Source organism: Pseudomonas sp. SG-MS2 (assembly GCF_009933855.1).
GTDB lineage: Bacteria > Pseudomonadota > Gammaproteobacteria > Pseudomonadales > Pseudomonadaceae > Aquipseudomonas > Aquipseudomonas putida_E.
Window position 1 is genome coordinate 1 of record NZ_MOMO01000143.1, and the last position, 16,493, is coordinate 16,493.

Sequence of the window (16,493 nt, forward strand, 5' to 3'; positions counted from 1 at the left end):
CCCGCGCGGTGATGCTGGCCCAAAGCGAGTTCAGTGCCTTCCTCAAGGCCGACGACAGAGAACGCAGCGAGCTGCTGGAAAAGCTTACCAACACCGCCATCTACACCCGCCTCGGCCAGCGCGCCTTCACCAAGGCGCGGGAAACCGGCGAAGCGCACAACGCACTGAAAGACCGTGCCAGCCACCTGCTACCGATGGTCGCAGAGGCCCGCGCCGAACTCGACGAGCGCCTGGAGCAGGCGCAGCAACAATTCAAGAACCACCAGGCGCGGCAGCGCCAATTGGAGCAACAGCGCAACTGGCTCAACGAACAGCGCCAACTGCAAGCCCAGCACAGCGAAGCCAGCGCGGCCTTGCAGGCTGCCGAGCAAGGCTGGCAAGCCCTGGCCGAGCAACGCCTCGACCTGCAACGCCTGGAGCGCCTGGCACCGCAGCGCCACCAGTTCCACCGCCAGCAAGTACTGACCGCGCAACTGGCGCCCTTGGCTGCGCAGATCGCAGCGCAACACCATCAGCAAGGCGAGCTGCAAACACGCACCGGCGAACTGCAACAGGCGTTGCTGGCAGCCCGCCAGGCACTCGCCGACAGCCAGGCCCAGCACAGCGAAAACACCCCGCGCCTGCGCCAGGCATTCGCCGGCCAGGACAGCCTGGCACGGCTGGACAATGAGCTGACAACGCAACGCACGGCCAGCCAGCATGCCGACCAGCACGTCGCCGGAGGGCAGCAGCAACTGCAGCAGCTGGAAGAAAACCAGCAGCGCAGCCTGCAACAACTGGCACAGATCGATGAGGCACTGGCCGGTAGCCAACACCTCGCCGGGTTGGCAAACGCCTGGCAGGCCTACCTGCCCCAACTCAAGCAAGTGATGCTGATCGGCGGGCGGCTGAGCAAGGGCCGCGAAGAGCTGCCGGGCCTGCAGGCTCAGGCCAGCCAGGCCAACGTGCAGTTGCAGGCGCAGCGCGACCATTACGAACTGCTGTTCCGCGAAGCCAAGGCCGAACCACAGGCGCTGGCCGAGCAGATCGACCTGCTCGGCGGCATGCTCCAGGACAATCGCAAACAGCAGCGTGCCGTCGAAACACTGTCGCGCCTGCATGGCCGCGAGCTGGAGTTGCGCCAGCAACTTGAGGCCATACGTGAGCGCCAGCAGCAGGCCATGCAACAACGCCAGCAACTGATCGGCGAAGGGACTGCAGCCAAGGCCGAGCTTGAGGCCGCCGAGCAGGCGCTCACCCTCACCCGCCAACTGCTGGAGCGCCAGCGCCTGGCGCGTAACACCAGCGTCGAAGAGCTGCGTGGCCAGTTGCGCGACGGCGAGCCCTGCCCGGTGTGTGGCAGCGCCGAACACCCATTCCACCAGCCTGAAGCGCTGCTGCAAAGCCTGGGCCGGCATGACCAGGCCGAAGAGGACGCGGCGCAGAAGCAGGTCGAATCCCTCAATGGCAAGCTGGTGGAACTGCGCACCCAGCTTGGCGTGGTCAACGCCCAGCTCAAGGACTACCAGCAGCAACAGGTACAACTGAGCGAGCAATTGCAGCCATTGGTTGCGCAGGTGCAGGCTCACAGCCTGTGGCCTGCCCTCGCCCCCCAGGACGACAAAGCCCGCACGGCCTGGCTGGCCAACCAGCTGCAGCGCCTGGACGATGAAATTGCCAAGGACGAGAAACGCCAGAGCGCCCTGCTCACCCTGCAAAAAGATGCAGCCCGTCTCAACCAGCAATTGCAGGCCGCACAAGAGGCGCAACAGCAGGCCCAGCGCCACCTGGACCACCAACACCAGGCTCTGGCCAGCGACGAACAGCAGTTGCAGCAAGGCCTAGATGACCTGGCCAGTGTGCTGCCGGATGATGTCCTGAAGGCCCTAAGCGACGACCCAGCCAATGCCTTCCTCGGCCTCGATCAGCAGATCGCCCAGCGTTTGCAACAGCTGGAGCAGCGCAAAGACGAGCAGGAAGAGCAACAAGCCCGCCAGGTACAGCTGGACAAGCTACGGGACCAGCAGCAGACACGCCTGCAGGCGCAGCAGCAGTTGCAGCAGACACTGGCCAGCCTTGTCGAGCAGCGCCAGCAGGCGCAGGCCAACCTCGCTGAACTGCTAGGCGAACATGCCAGTGCAGAAGCCTGGCAACAGCACCTGGAGGCACAACTGGAGCAGGCCCGTGCGGCCGATGCCGACACCGCGCAGCGCCTGCAGGACCTGCGGACCCAGGGCGTGAAACTGGCCGCCGAGCTTGATGCCAACGCCCAGCGGCAGCAGGCACTGGAGCAGGAGTGTCAGCAGTTGCAGGGCGCGATCGCCCAGTGGCGCAGCGAGCACCCCGAACTGGATGACCGTGGCCTCGATCGCCTGCTGGCCATCGACGATGCGCAACTTGGGGCCCTGCGCCAGCAGCTGCAGCACGCAGAGAAAGCCATCGAACAAGCTCGCGTGCTGCTGCAGGAGCGTGAGCAGCGGCTTGAGCAGCATAACGCCCAGACACAGGGCGAGCTGCCCGCTGACGACCTGGAGCAGACCCTGGCCGAGCTCCAGCAGCACCTCAACGTTCAGGAACAACAGTGCGCCGAACTGCGCGCGCAACAGGCCGATGACCAACGCCGCCAGCAGGCGCACCAGGCCCTGGCCGCCGAAATCGAACAGGCCCGCGAGCAGTGGCAGCGCTGGGCACGCCTGAATGCGCTGATCGGCTCGGCCTCCGGCGATGTGTTCCGCAAGATCGCCCAGGGCTACAACCTTGACCTGCTGCTGCACCATGCCAACGCCCAGTTGCGCCAACTGGCGCGGCGCTACCGCCTGAAACGTGGCGGCAGCGCCCTGGGGCTGCTGGTGCTGGACACCGAGATGGGCGACGAACTGCGCTCGGTGCACTCCTTGTCTGGCGGTGAAACCTTCCTGGTCTCGCTGGCGCTGGCCCTGGGCCTGGCGTCAATGGCGTCGAGCACCCTGCGTATCGAGTCGCTGTTCATCGACGAGGGGTTCGGCAGCCTCGACCCCGAGTCGCTGCAATTGGCCATGGACGCCCTCGACGGCCTTCAGGCACAGGGCCGCAAGGTGGCGGTGATCTCCCATGTGCAAGAGATGCACGAACGCATTCCAGTGCAGATCCAGGTGCGTCGCCAGGGCAACGGCCTGAGTGATGTCGAGGTATGCGGGTGATCCTTTACTCGTTTCGCCGTTGCCCATGGGCCATGCGTGCGCGCCTGGCACTGCGCTATGCCGGGTGCGAGGTACACATCCGCGAAGTGGCGATGAAGAACAAGCCGGCCGAGTTGCTGGCTTTGTCACCCAAGGGCACGGTGCCGGTGCTCGACGCCGGCGAAGGCGTGCTGGAGGAAAGCCTGGACATCATGCGCTGGGCGCTCGAGCGCAATGACCCGCAGGACTGGCGGCTGCAGGCTGACCCTGCAGCCGCACAACAGGCTGACCGACTTATTGCCCGCAACGACAGCGAATTCAAGGCGCAGGTCAACCTGTACAAATATGCCGAGCGATACCCCGAGCACACACGCGAACATTACCGTCAGCAGGCCGAGGCCTGGCTGGCGGAGCTTGAACACCTGCTAGAGGGCCGGCCCTACCTGCTGGCCCACCATCCAAGCCTGGTCGACGCCGCACTGCTGCCCCTGATGCGCCAGTTTGCCGGGGTCGAACCGCAGTGGTTCGCCGAGGCGGACTATCCGCGTGTGCGCAGCTGGCTGGAGGGATGGTTGGCGTCTGAGCTATTCAACGCAGTGATGGCGCGCCCCTGAATCGATAGTCACTCGATGAACTTCAAATCCGAAGGTGCGTCCTGCGCCAGGGTCTGCACCGTCTCACCCAGCTTGCCCGTACGCGGATCACGGCGCATGACCACGATCTGGTTGCTCTTCTGGTTGGCCACCAGCAGGAAATTGTCACTCGGGTCCAGGGCAAACTCCCGCGGGTGGTCGCCCTCCACAGAACGACGCTGCAGGAAGGCCAGCTGCCCATCATCCTTGCCCACACTGAATGCAACGATCTCATTGGCCGTGCCGCGGTTGCTCACATACAGAAAGCGCCCGTCCGCCGAGAGGTGCAGGCCGCCTGCCGCCTTGGCCGCCGCGTCCTGCTGCTCGGTCAGTGGCAGGCGCTGGCGTTCGCGCAGGGCAGCGTCCTCGACATCGAACATGACCACTTCGGCACTCATTTCCAGCGTCAGATAGGCATGCCGCCCCTTGGCATCGAACAACAGATGACGCGGGCCACTGCCAGCTGGCAGTTCGACCGATGCGGGGATGGCCGGGCTTAGCGGGCGGTCGGTGCTGGCGCCGTCGTAGCGGTAGATGAATACCCTGTCGGCCCCCAGGTCACTGGCATACAGGTGACTACCGTCCGGCGACAGCACCACTGAATGCACATGGGCACCGGCCTGGCGCTCGGGGTTCACCCCGCTGGGCTCGTGTCCGGCCTGCTGCACCACATCCTTGAGCTTGCCGTCTTTGGCCACCGGTATCACCACCAGGCTGCCGCCCGGGTCTGGAGCAACGGCGTAGTTGGCAACGAACAGGTAACGCTGGTCGCGGCTGAGGCTGGCATGCGTCGGTTCGTCGCCACGGGTGGCAACCTGGTTCAGCGGCTTGATCTCACCCTTGCTGCTCACGCTGAAACTGCTGGCGTGGCCCTTTGGCGCCTCGTTGACCGCGAACAGTTGCCGCTGATCCGCCGAAAGCACCAGCCAGGAAGGGCTGACGCTCTTGACCACCTGCTGCGGCGCAGGGCCGATGAGGCCAGTCTTGCTGTCGAACTGGTAACGGTAGATACCTTGGCTCGCACCATCGGTATAACTGCCCACCAGCAGCGTGACGGCCTGGGCATTCAAAGTCAGGCTCATGAGGCTAGTGGCCAGCAGGCTGGTCCAGGTCGGGTTCATCGTCGTCTTCATCCGGGGCGCGAAAGGCACTCATACAGACTAGACGATGCTCGCCCTGGGCATCGTGCAGTTGCCACTCGTCACCGGCGCCGATGGCAGCGGCGACCTGTTCGGCAGTGAAGGCCCAACGCCGGTGTTGGCGGCCGTCCATGCATTCGACCGTCAGGCCTGTTTCATCGAGGTTGAAGTCGAAGGCGTGCAGGCCATCGATCAGTAGCATGTCGCAGGATGCGAGGGCGGTGGCGAGGGGAGACATGAAGGTACCAGCTGAAAAAGAGGCGACAGTATAGCCTTCGCGCCGCTTTGCAGCCCAGTCGCCGCAGTTAGTCCCCACGACAAACCGGCGATTGGGCCGCAAAGCGGCCCTCCATCATTCAATGGGCGAAGATCGAACCGCCCTGCTTGCCTGCCATCTTCTCGGGCTTGATCAGGAACCGCGCCAGTGCCGGCAGCAGCCACAGCGCACCGAACATGTTCCACAGCAGCATGAAGGTCAGCATCAGGCCCATGTCGGCCTGGAACTTGATGGCCGAGAAGATCCAGGTGCACACGCCGATGGCCAGGCACAGGCCGGTGAACAGTACCGCCTTGCCGGTCGAACGCAGGGTCTGGTAATAGGCTTCCTGCAGCGGTAGGCCAGCACGCAGGAAGCTTTCCAGGCGGCTGTAGATGTAGATGCCATAATCGACACCGATACCCACGCCCAACGCCACCACCGGCAAGGTGGCGACCTTCACCCCGATCCCCATGAAGGCCATCAGCGCATTGCCCAGTACCGAGGTCAGCACCAGCGGCAGCACGATGCACAGGGTGGCAGCAAAGGAGCGGAAGGTGATCAGGCACATCACCGCCACGCAGATGTACACCAGGATCAGGATGGTCAGCTCGGCCGACTTGATCACCTCGTTGGTCGCAGCCTCGATCCCGGCGTTGCCCGCCGCCAGCAGGAACTGCAAGCCGTCCTTGTCATGGCTTTCGGCAAACGCCTTGGCAGCGCTGGTGACACGTTCCAGGGTTTCGGCCTTGTGGTCGTTGAGGAACACCAGTACCGGCGCCAGCGAGCAGTCGGCGTTGTACAGGCCGTCGGCACGGGCGATGGAGTTGTTGAGGATGTCCGGGTTGCGCGACAGGGTTTCCCATTTCAGGCTGCCCTCGTTCATGCCCTTGATCACCTGCTTGGACACCGTCACCAGGGAAATCGCCGACTGCACGCCGGGGGTGTTCTCCATGGTCCACATCAGCTCGTCGATCGGTGCCATGGTCGAGTGGATCGAGCAGCTCTCCGCCGGCGTCTTGACCATCACCACCAGCACATCGGAGCTGGTCGAGTAGTTGCTGATGATGAAGTTGTTGTCCTGGTTGTAGCGCGAGTCCGGGCGCAGCTCCGGCGCGCCCTGGTCGAGGTCGCCGATCTTCAGGTTCTGGCTGTACCACAGGCCACCAGCGAAGGCGACCAGGGCCAGGGCGATGGACACCGGTGCCACCTTGGCGCTGGCGAAGTTCGACAGCAGGCGCCAGAACGGATGCTCCCGGGTGGCGTCCTTCTTGCTGCGCTCGATGGCCTTTTTGCTGATGCCGATGTAGGAGATGGCTACCGGCAGCAGGATCAGGTTGGTGAAGACGATCACCGCCACGCCGATCGACGCACCGATGGCCAGCTCGCGGATCACGCCGATGTCGATGATCAGCAGGGTAATGAAGCCCACCGCATCGGCGAGAATCGCGATCATCCCCGGCAGGAACAGCTGACGGAAGGTGCGCCGGGCAGCGGTCAGGGCATTCTCGGCATCACTGGACTGCAGGGCGATGCCATTGATCTTCTGCACCCCATGGGAAATGCCGATGGCAAAGATCAGGAACGGCACCAGCATCGAGTAAGGGTCCAGGCCAAAGCCCACCACATGCATCAGGCCCAATTGCCAGACCACTGCCACCAGGGTGGTGATCAGCACGGCGATGGTGCTGCGGATGCACCAGGTGAACCAGTAGAGCAGGACCCAGGTGATGACCAACGCCACCCCAAAGAACATCGCCACCATCACCAGGCCGTCGATCAGATCACCGACCTTTTTGGCGAAGCCGACGATGTGCACCTTCACATTGGGGTTCTGCGCCTGGAACTTGTCGCGAATTTTCTCCTCGAGCAGGTGCGAGAACTGCTGGTAGTCCAGCTTGACCTGCTTCCCGGGGTCCTGCGGATCGGGGTAGCTTTCCAGCAAGGGTACATCGACGATGCTGGACTTGAAGTTGTTGCCCACCAGGCGCCCGACCTGGCCGGACTTGAGCACGTTGTCGCGCAGTGAGTCGAGGCTGTCTTGCGAACCGTTGTACGTATTGGGGATTACCTCGCCGCCGGAGAACCCCTCCTCGGTGACTTCACTCCAGCGCACGCTGGGGCTCCACAACGACTTGAGGCCCGCGCGGTCGACGCCGGGGATGTAGAACACCTCATCATGGATCTGGCGCAGGGTCTCCATGTAATTCTTGTCGAAAATGTCGCCGTTGACCGCCTCGACCGAAATGCGCACGGTGTTGCCGAGGTTGGCCAGGTCGTTGCGGTGCTCCATCATCTGCTCGATGAACGGATGCTCGAGCGGAATCATCTTCTCGAAACTGGTCGAGGGGCGAATCTGCGCGGCCTGCCAGAACAGGAAGATGCTCACCAGCACGCACAGGGCGATGACCACCGGGCGGTTGTTGAAGATCAGCCGTTCCAGCAGCGTGGGTTTGTCTTGGTGGTGGGGCTGCATGATGCTCTCTCGGCTGGTCATGGGCGAGGCTCCTCGGCTGCCTGGTCGGCACCTTCGCCGGTGGCCAGATGTAAACCGCCCTGCCCTACCAGCAGCAAGCCGCCATTGGCCAGGCCACTGACACCGGCCAGGGCAATGCGGTCGGCGCGGTTGTAGACAGTGAAGCTCTGCCCGTCATCAATGCTGCGCAGCACGCTGCCGCCATTGCCGACCAGTATCAGGCTGCCATCATCCAGAAGCGTAGCGCTTGCCAGGCCGAATTCGAGGTTGCCGCGCGCGGCCTTGAGTTCGATCGGCTGCCAGCTATCACCAAAGTCCGTAGAGCGGAACAGGTTGCCGCGCAGGCCGTAGGCCAGCAGTGTCTGCGGCTGGGCGGTGCCGATCACGCCGAACAGCGAGCCCTCGTAGGGGCCATCGAGCTTGCTCCAGCTCTGGCCGCTGTCGCTGGAGCGAAACATGCTGCCCTGCTCGCCGACGATGAACAGGCCGGCATCCCTGATCTGGGCAATACCGTTGAGGTGCATCTGGTCGGGGTTGTCCAGGCGCTCGGCGGCGTCCTGCCAGTGCTGGCCGCCGTCGCGGGTTTCCAGCAGTGCGCCGTAAGCGCCCACGGCGAAGCCGTGCTGGGCATCGAGGAAAGTGACATCGAGCAACGGGGCTTCACGGGCAAGGTCTTCGAACTGCTTGCTCCAGGTCGCACCGCCATCGTTGCTGGCGAGAATCTGCGCGTCGTGCCCGACTGCCCAGCCACGCTTGTCGTCGACGAAGAACACTGCGGTGAGCAATTGCCGGGTAGGCACCCGGGCCTGGGTCCAGGTATTGCCCTGGTCATCGGAGAACAGAATGTGGCCGCGATCGCCCACCACTACCAGGCGCTTGCCGGCATGGGCGGCATCGATCAGCAGGCTCTGGCTGGCCTTTGCCGATTCGGTGGAGTACTCCTGTGCGGCGGCGGCTTGCGCGCTGCCCGCCCACATCCCCAGTGCCAGCGCCAGCATTGCGCCGGCTGCCAGCGGCCAGGCACCACGCCTGGCGCGCGTCATTACCCGCTCCCTCATGACCGTCCCCTGTTTGTTGTTCTTGGTGGGTCTGTGCCTTGCAGGTACTGCGAAAACCTTGTGATAGAGGCCTGCAATAGCTTCGGGCCATCGTAGCGGGGATGTTTGCGGGAACACAACGAGCGGGACGTTATGTTTTGTTAACCAGAACCAAGGGGCTGTTGCACAGCCCAATCGCCGGCAAGCCGACTCCCACAGGTACTGCACCGCCCTGAAGGCTTGTGCATTACCTGTGGGAGATCCCAGGCTTTATGCCAGGCTTTTGCTCACCACTTCATAGACATCGCTGGACAGCGCCCCGGAAGCGAGAATCCGCTCCAGTTCGCCCTTCATCAGCGCCTGGCGCGCGTCGTCATACTTGCGCCAGCGGGTCAGCGGTGCCAGTTGACGCGAAGCGATCTGCGGGTTCAGCGCATTCAGTTCGATCACAAGGTCCGCCAGGAAGCGATAGCCCGAGCCATCGGCCGCATGGAAGTTGACCAGGTTCTGTCCGGCAAACGCACCGACCAGCGCGCGCACCTTGTTCGGGTTTTTCAGGGTGAACGCCGGGTGCTGCATCAGCGCCTTGACCCGCGCCAGCCCGCCCGGCAAGGCACTGGCTGCCTGCACACTGAACCACTGATCCATGACCAGCGGGTTATCCTTGAAGTGCTCGGCGAACGTTTCCAGGGCCTTGCCCCGCTCGGCCTCGAACGGCGAATTGACCAGCACGGCCAGCGCCGTCAGCCGTTCAGTCATGTTGTCGCAGTTGTCGAACTGCTCAAGGGTCGCTTCCAGCACCTGTGGTTTACCGCTGAGCATCAGGTACGACAGCGCGATGTTCTGCAGGCTGCGACGGGCGAAGTGCTCGGCGGCGGCGACGTAGGCGGTGTTGCGCGAAACTTCGCGGTGCGCCTGGTAGCGCGCCCACAGGCCGTCGAACAGTTGCTCGGCGATCTGCCGGCGGGCGAATTCGCGGGCCGCATGGATGGCGTCGACATCAGCCACCTGGCTGATCTCGGTCAGGTAGGCTTCGCCCGGCAGTGACAGCATCTCGGCAACCATCGCGGCGTCCAGCGACTCGTTGGCCAGAACAGTGCCCAGGGCAGTGATCAGGCGCTGATCGAGTTTCAGTGCTTCACCACGCTGATGCTGGCCGATCAGTTCCTGCAGTACCTGTACCGACAACTGCTGACCCGCTTCCCAGCGGTTGAAGCCATCGCTGTCGTGCTGCATCAGGAACATCAGCTGGTCACGGTCGTACGGGAAGCTCAGCTTCACCGGCGCACTGAAGCCGCGCAGCAGCGATGGCAGCGGCTTGGCCTGGATACCTTCGAAAGTGAACGTCTGCTCGGCCTCGGTCACCGACAGTACGCGGCCAGTACCAACAGCGGCGGCCTCACCGGCCAGGCGCAGTGGCAGGTCGTTGCCCTCGGCATCCAGCAGGCCCAGCTCCACCGGGATCACGAACGGCAGTTTCTCGGCCTTGTCCGGCGTCTGCGGGCAGCTCTGGCGGAAGGTCAGGCTGTAGGTCTGCGCGGCCACGTCATAGGCTTCGCTGACGTCCAGGCGCGGGGTGCCGGCCTGGCTGTACCAGCGCTTGAACTGGGTGAGGTCGACGCCGTTGGCGTCTTCCATGGCCTTGATGAAATCGTCGGTGGTCACCGCCTGGCCATCATGGCGTTCGAAGTACAGGTCGCTGCCCTTGCGGAAACCCTCGGCGCCCAGCAGGGTACGGACCATGCGCACCACTTCGGCGCCCTTCTCGTACACGGTCAGGGTGTAGAAGTTGGAAATCTCGATAAAACTGTCCGGGCGCACAGGGTGAGCCATGGGCCCTGCATCTTCGGCGAACTGGTGGGTCCGCAGGTAGGCGACGTCCTCGATGCGCTTGACCGTGCGCGAGTTCATGTCGGCGCTGAATTCGGCGTCGCGGAACACCGTGAAACCTTCCTTGAGCGACAGCTGGAACCAGTCGCGGCAGGTCACGCGGTTGCCCGACCAGTTGTGGAAATACTCGTGGGCGACCACGCCTTCGACACGCTGGTGGGCAGCATCGGTGGCGGTTTCGGCGCGGGCCAGCACGCAGCTGGAGTTGAAGATATTCAGGCCCTTGTTTTCCATGGCGCCCATGTTGAAGTCGTTGACCGCGACGATCATGAAGATGTCCAGGTCGTACTCACGGCCATAGACTTCCTCATCCCATCGCATGGACTTCTTCAGGCTGACCATGGCGTGGCCGCACTTGTCGATGTTCTCGGGCTCGACATAGATGCGCAGGGTCACGTCGCGGCCGGACTGGCGCACGAACGTGTCCTCGACGCACCACAGGTCACCGGCCACCAGCGCGAACAGGTAGGCCGGCTTCATGAACGGGTCTTCCCAGGTCGCCCAATGGCGGCCATCTTCAGCCGGCCCGCTGCCGATCGGGTTGCCGTTGGACAGCAGCACCGGGTAGCGATGCTGCTCGGCGATCACCGTGGTGGTGAAGGTGCTCATCACGTCCGGGCGGTCGAGGTAGTAAGTGATCTTGCGGAAACCCTCGGCCTCGCACTGGGTGCAGAACATCTTGCCGGACTTGTACAGGCCTTCCAGCGCAGTGTTGCTCTCGGGGTGGATCTTCACGCTGGTGTCGAGGGTGAAACGCTCGGCTTTGGGGTGCAGCGTGAGGCTGTCGGCTTCGAGCTGGTAGTCGCTCGCCTGCAGTTGCTGATCGTCCAGCGAGGCGCGCAGCAGCTCGAGCTGCTGGCCGTCGAGCACCAGTGGCGGCAGGCCGGCACCGCGTGCCGGGTTGCGGCGCATGACCAGTTGCGCATGGACCAGCGTGTGGTCCTCGAACAGCTCGAAGGTCAGGTGCGTCTCGTCGATCAGGTACTCGGGCGCCTGGTAGTCCTTGAGGTAGATCACTTGCGGTTGTTCGGTACGCATGTGCAGGTCCTTTTTACTGGAGCACGGCCAACTGGTAGGCCGTGTACTTGCGAATATTGATCACGCCGGTGTCGAAGATCAGGTACTGCCCCTTGATGCCCAGCAGCGTGCCTTCCACCACCGGGTCCTTGTCGAGGTTGAAGCTGACGATCTTTTTCGGGTAGGCCTGGACCGGGTATTTCATCTGCACCACTTCGGCATCGGGCAGCGGCTGGATCGCCTGCAGGCCGAAGCGCGCCTGCAGATCGCGCAGGCCATCGGCGCAGGCATCGAAGATCTGCTCGCGAATGGCCACCAGATCGAGCACCTCGGCATCCCCCTTGAGCAGCGCGCGCCAGTTGGTTCGGTCCGGCACCTGGCTGCGCAATACGTCTTCGACCAGGCCCGATTGCTGGCGGGTCGCCACGCGCATGATCGGCAACGCCTGGCTCGCACCCTGGTCAAGCCAGCGGGTGGGCAACTGCGTAGCGCGGGTGATGCCAACCTTGACCCCGGACGAGTTGGCCAGGTAGACCACGTGGTCGGTCATGCAGAACTGCTCGCCCCAGGACGGCTCGCGGCAGGTGCCGGCGTCGTAGTGGCAGCGTTCCGGCGCCATGATGCACATGTCGCACTGGGCCAGCTTGGTCATGCACGGGTAGCAGTAACCCTGGCTGAAACTGGTCTTGGTGCGTTTGCCGCAATGGCTGCAGTGAATGGCGCCGAGGTATTGCAGGCGCAGGGTCTGGCCGATCAGCGGGTTGACCGGCACCTGCGTGTCATCCAGGCGAAAGCTGTACTGCACCACGGGTGCTTCCAGGCTTACCGCCATCTTGCTCAAAGAGCCACGAGCGAGTTCGATCAATGTACCGAGTCCGACTTGAACAGAATGTTAGGGATCGGCGCAGACTTCGATGCGCACTCCTGGGGCCCCATGTAGCCGGTACGCTGGTCTTCTGGCAGGTTTTTCATCTCCCAGGCGATCACCGCCTGCAGCGACAGCTCCTTCTGCTCGGCGGTGAGCTTGCGGCCATCGGACCATTTGCCGATTTCCACGGCCGTTTTCAGGCTTTCGTAGATCTGCGGCGTGATGTTTTCGATCATTTGCGCGAACGTGGACATAGCGTCTCCTAAATCAAGCGGACAGTTTACGCCGCGCCAGCGCACCGCCCAAGAGGCCCGTCAGGCATCCGATGAGCAGCCCGCCGACGTGCGCGGCGTTGGCGATCTGGCCAAAACCGAGTTGGCCGACCACACCGGTCAGGCAGATGACCAGCCAGATGAGCATCATCACCAGCACGCCCTTGGGCAGGCTGAAGTGTGGGTTGGGCGCCAGCCACTGGTACAGCCAGACATGGCCGAGCAAGCCGTACAGCACCCCGGACAGGCCGCCGAACAGGCTCGGGCCACTGGTGTAGTGCTGGGCCAGGTTGGACACCAGGCTGAACAGCAAGGTCAGGCCAGCCAGCAACCAAGGGCCCTGGCGCAGTTCGATGCGCTTGCCCAGTTCCCAGTACCACATGCCGTTCATGGCCAGGTGCAGTACGCCGAAGTGCAGCAGCATCGGCGACACCAGGCGCCACCATTGGCCTTCGGCAAGGCCCTGGGCCAGCGGCGTGAAGTGCAGGTATTCACCCTGGACGCGGTAGTCGAGGAAGGTGAACCAGCTGATGGTGACGAGGTTGTCGCCCAGGCCGGTAAGACCAGCGACGATCAGGCACAGCAAGAGAACGGCGGCGGTGACCTTGCAGGCTTTTGCCTGCTCGGCCAGTGTCGGCCCTTTCGCCGGCAAGTCGCCTTGCGCAGGGGCCTGCGCAAGCTCGACATCAGCGTTGCCGTCAGGGTAGCGCTGGTACAGCTGAAGGACATCCGCAGCCATGGTTTCCGGTGCCCAGAGCACCTGGGCTTCGCCCTCTTCGCTGACCCGGTGCGGCACCTGCAGGCGTTGCAGCAGGTGCACGAAACCGCTGAGGTCGACCGACAGCGGCAGGCGCATCACTTCGACGATATTCATTGATTGGCCTGCGGTCGATCGACGTCGACCCAGACGAACTTGTGCGGGTCGATCCGGGTTTCATCATCCAGCCGATAGGCCGCCAGCTTGCCGTACAGCACCGCACTGTAGTCCAGGCAGGCCAGGTTGGGGCGGATCGGCGCCGGGCGGCCGCTGCGCCAGTAATGGCCGACGAACAGCAGCGGCTCCTCTTCGGCATAGCGTAGCAAGGCATTTTTCTCGGTGTGGCTGAGCGGCGTGCGGGCCACCTCATCGGGCAGCGCGTCAGGCTGGAAGACGATGTCGCCATAGGTCTTCGGGTCTTCTTCCCAGAACTTGGTACGGAAGAAGGCGCGGGTCAGGCCATCGCCGCCGGTCAGCGTCAGGCCGTCCGGCAGGCGCATGTCGGTGCCGCGCAACAGGCGGTTGCAGACTGTGGAAGCGAAGCTGCCGGGCACCGCCGAGGCCTGGATGAAGTGCTCGTCGATGCGCCCGTCGGGGTATTGCTGGCGCAGCGGGTCGATCAGCCGCGGGTCCCAGCAGGCATGCACCAGGCGGAACCGCCCGGCGTCGACGAACAGCGGCATGTCGTAGAACCACTGCAGAAAATCGTGCCAGTCACCGGGGTGGTGGGCGAACTGGGTCAGGGTCTCGTCGATCAGGCGGGCATGGCGCGGCGTGTGCTCGCGCACGTAGGCCTTGCCGCTGCCGGGCAGCGCCGGGGTTACCCAGCCCAGGGCGTTGTATTCGTGGTTGCCCATGATACAGAAGGCCTGGCCGGCCTCGACCATGTCGTGGACGATGTGCAGCGCCTCGCGGATACGCGGGCCGCGGTCGACGATGTCGCCGAGGAACAGCGCCTGACGCCGCGGGTGGCACCAGACACCACCGACACGCTTGTAGCCGAGGGTGTCGAGCAGGCGTTCGAGGGTCAGCGCACAGCCATGCACGTCACCGATGATGTCGAAACTTCGCGCCGGATCGAACATCAGTCGTCCCTGCCCCCCAGGCGGCTGCCCCAACCGAGCTTGGTGCGGCAAACCTCGTAGTAATTGTGGCCCAGCGGGTGGATCAGGCGCAGTTTCTGCGGCTTCTTGCTCACGGTGATGGTATCGCCGGGGGCGCAGGTGAAGTGGTTCTGACCGTCACAGGATACCTGCGGGTAGATCTGCAGGTCCTTGGACACCACGATCTTCAGCTCGCTGTTGCCGTCGACCACGATCGGGCGGCCCGACAGGGTGTGCGGGTACATGGGCACGATGACGATGGCGTCGAGCTTGGGGTGCATGATCGGGCCGCCGGCCGACAGCGCGTAGGCGGTCGAGCCGGTGGGGGTGGCGACGATCAGGCCGTCGGCCTTCTGGCTGCAGACGAACTGGCCGTCGATGTAGATCTCGAACTCGATCATCCGCGTCGACTTGCCCGGGTGCAGGACCACATCGTTGAGCGCATCGCCCTGGCCGATGGCCTCGTGGTGGCGGCGCACCTCGGCCTGAAGCAGGAAGCGGTTTTCCACCAGGTAGTGGCCGTCGAGCACTGCGGCGACCTTTTCTTCCAGCTCGTCCGGACGGATATCGGTGAGAAAGCCCAGGTTGCCGCGGTTGATCCCCAGCACCGGAATGTTGTGCCGGGCCAAAGCACGCGCGGCGCCGAGCAGGCTGCCGTCACCGCCGACGACGATGACCAGGTCGCATACTTCGCCCAGCAGCTTGCGCGTGGAGGTCTGCAGGCCGTGGCCAGGCAGCACTTCGGCAATGGTGTCCTCGAGGATCACGTGCAGGTGGCGCTCGAGGAGGAATTTTTTCAGTCGGCGAATGGTGTCGAGCACCTGCGAGCTGCCAAGGCGGCCGATGATACCGATATTGCGAAATTGCTCCATGGGGCTCCTGCAAGGCTCTGCGGCGGGTGACTATGCCGCGATTATGGGCGAAACGACCGGGCAGCGGCAAACCGGCTATGCTCGCAGCATGATGCCTTTCGCCGATCTCCACGACCTGCCTCGCCAATTGCGCCGCGCCGCCGTGCGCGACCTGGCCTGGACGCTGCTGTCGCCACCGCTGCTGAGCACACCGCCCTGCCCCCAGCGCCATCCGCTGGCAGGCAGCACCTGGGCGGCGGATCCCCAGCGGCTGAAAGACTGGTTACAGGCGCTGGACGCCGACGATCAGCCCCTGCGTGAGTGGCTGGCAAACAGCACCAGCCGGCGCCTGGGCCTGTACTACGAAGGCCTGTGGCAGTTCGCCCTGGCCCAGGCGCCCGGTGTCGAGCTGCTGGCGGCCAACCTGGCGATCCGCACCGGTGGGCGCACGCTGGGCGAGTTGGACATTGTGCTGCGCGACGCCGACGGTACTCACCATCTGGAGCTGGCCATAAAGCTTTACCTGGGGCCAACGGACGGCCAAGGCCATGACCCGGCGCAGTGGCTAGGGCCGGGTTGCCATGACCGGCTGGGTACCAAACTGGCGCACCTGGCCGGGCACCAATTGCCCATGTCGGGTGGCACGCAGAGCCGTGAGGCGCTGGCCGGGCTTGGTATTGGCCAGGTACAGGCACACCTGTGGCTGGCGGGGTATCTGTTCTATCCGTGGCCTGGGCACGCCGAATCGCCCGCGGGGGCCAACCCGCTGCACCTGCGCGGGCGGTGGTTGCGGCGGCGGGATTGGGCAATGGCCGAGGTGGGACGCTGGCAGCCCCTGCCCCGCCATGCCTGGCTGGCACCGGCAAGGTTCGAGGCAGATCAAGGCTGGACCGCGCGGCAGTTCGCTCAATGGCTTGAGGGGCTTGACCCGCAAGCACCGGCGCAGATGCTGGTCAGGCTTGAACCAGGCCCGGAAGGCGAATGGCATGAGGTGGACCGCCTGTTTCTGGTGGCCGACAGCTGGCCGCACTTGCCCATTCGCGGGTAGACCACGGCAT

The 16,493-nt window shown here is 64.2% G+C and carries 13 protein-coding genes; 3 read left to right on the top strand and 10 right to left on the bottom strand.

The genetic code is table 11. The features are described from left to right. Both BLX42_RS12145 and BLX42_RS12150 read left to right on the top strand, forming a co-directional pair. Window positions 1–3,158: SbcC/MukB-like Walker B domain-containing protein (locus BLX42_RS12145; protein WP_161871845.1), on the top strand; the 3,158-nt coding region annotated here is incomplete at its 5' end. Continuing rightward, window positions 3,155–3,751 (top strand): glutathione S-transferase, encoded by a 597-nt coding sequence (locus BLX42_RS12150; RefSeq protein WP_161871856.1) that lies wholly within the window; start codon window positions 3,155–3,157, stop codon window positions 3,749–3,751. The genes BLX42_RS12145 and BLX42_RS12150, both read left to right, overlap by 4 nt. Window positions 3,752–3,759: 8 nt before the next feature. On the opposite strand, the gene BLX42_RS12155 is transcribed toward BLX42_RS12150, so the two are convergent. From BLX42_RS12155 to BLX42_RS12200, 10 genes are all read right to left on the bottom strand, one after another. Then, window positions 3,760–4,890 carry a lactonase family protein gene (locus BLX42_RS12155; RefSeq protein WP_178110733.1) on the bottom strand — a complete coding sequence of 377 codons (1,131 nt, stop codon included), beginning with the start codon at window positions 4,888–4,890 and terminating at the stop codon, window positions 3,760–3,762. Then, a complete protein-coding gene (locus tag BLX42_RS12160; RefSeq protein ID WP_080952127.1) occupies window positions 4,856–5,146 on the bottom strand; it encodes a DUF5629 family protein in 291 nt (96 codons plus the stop codon). Before BLX42_RS12160 ends, BLX42_RS12155 begins: the two co-directional genes overlap by 35 nt. A 118-nt stretch (window positions 5,147–5,264) precedes the next feature. Beyond that, window positions 5,265–7,661, bottom strand: coding sequence for an RND family transporter (locus tag BLX42_RS12165; RefSeq protein WP_371316851.1), 2,397 nt, complete (start codon window positions 7,659–7,661; stop codon window positions 5,265–5,267). Continuing rightward, window positions 7,658–8,698: a YCF48-related protein gene (locus tag BLX42_RS12170; RefSeq protein WP_161871847.1), complete on the bottom strand. Its 1,041-nt coding sequence runs from the start codon at window positions 8,696–8,698 to the stop codon at window positions 7,658–7,660. Before BLX42_RS12170 ends, BLX42_RS12165 begins: the two co-directional genes overlap by 4 nt. 249 nt (window positions 8,699–8,947) lie before the next feature. Further along, window positions 8,948–11,605, bottom strand: coding sequence for an aminopeptidase N (gene pepN, locus BLX42_RS12175; protein WP_161871848.1), 2,658 nt, complete (start codon window positions 11,603–11,605; stop codon window positions 8,948–8,950). A gap of 13 nt (window positions 11,606–11,618) precedes the next feature. Further along, complete coding sequence (locus BLX42_RS12180) at window positions 11,619–12,449, bottom strand: DUF2797 domain-containing protein (protein WP_046786512.1); 831 nt, start codon at window positions 12,447–12,449, stop codon at window positions 11,619–11,621. Then, on the bottom strand, window positions 12,446–12,706 hold the full coding sequence (locus BLX42_RS12185; RefSeq protein WP_046786513.1) for a YeaC family protein: 261 nt from the start codon (window positions 12,704–12,706) through the stop codon (window positions 12,446–12,448). Before BLX42_RS12185 ends, BLX42_RS12180 begins: the two co-directional genes overlap by 4 nt. A 13-nt stretch (window positions 12,707–12,719) precedes the next feature. Next, window positions 12,720–13,598, bottom strand: coding sequence for a rhomboid family intramembrane serine protease (locus tag BLX42_RS12190; RefSeq protein WP_161871849.1), 879 nt, complete (start codon window positions 13,596–13,598; stop codon window positions 12,720–12,722). Next, a complete protein-coding gene (locus BLX42_RS12195) occupies window positions 13,595–14,566 on the bottom strand; it encodes a metallophosphoesterase (protein WP_046786515.1) in 972 nt (323 codons plus the stop codon). The genes BLX42_RS12190 and BLX42_RS12195 overlap by 4 nt, the downstream gene beginning before the upstream one ends. Next, window positions 14,566–15,456 carry an NAD(+) kinase gene (locus BLX42_RS12200; RefSeq protein ID WP_012313480.1) on the bottom strand — a complete coding sequence of 297 codons (891 nt, stop codon included), beginning with the start codon at window positions 15,454–15,456 and terminating at the stop codon, window positions 14,566–14,568. Before BLX42_RS12200 ends, BLX42_RS12195 begins: the two co-directional genes overlap by 1 nt. Between BLX42_RS12200 and BLX42_RS12205 the strand changes: the two genes are divergently transcribed. Next, on the top strand, window positions 15,455–16,483 hold the full coding sequence (locus BLX42_RS12205; RefSeq protein WP_168216555.1) for a DUF1853 family protein: 1,029 nt from the start codon (window positions 15,455–15,457) through the stop codon (window positions 16,481–16,483). The genes BLX42_RS12200 and BLX42_RS12205 overlap by 2 nt on opposite strands. Window positions 16,484–16,493 lie beyond the last annotated feature (10 nt).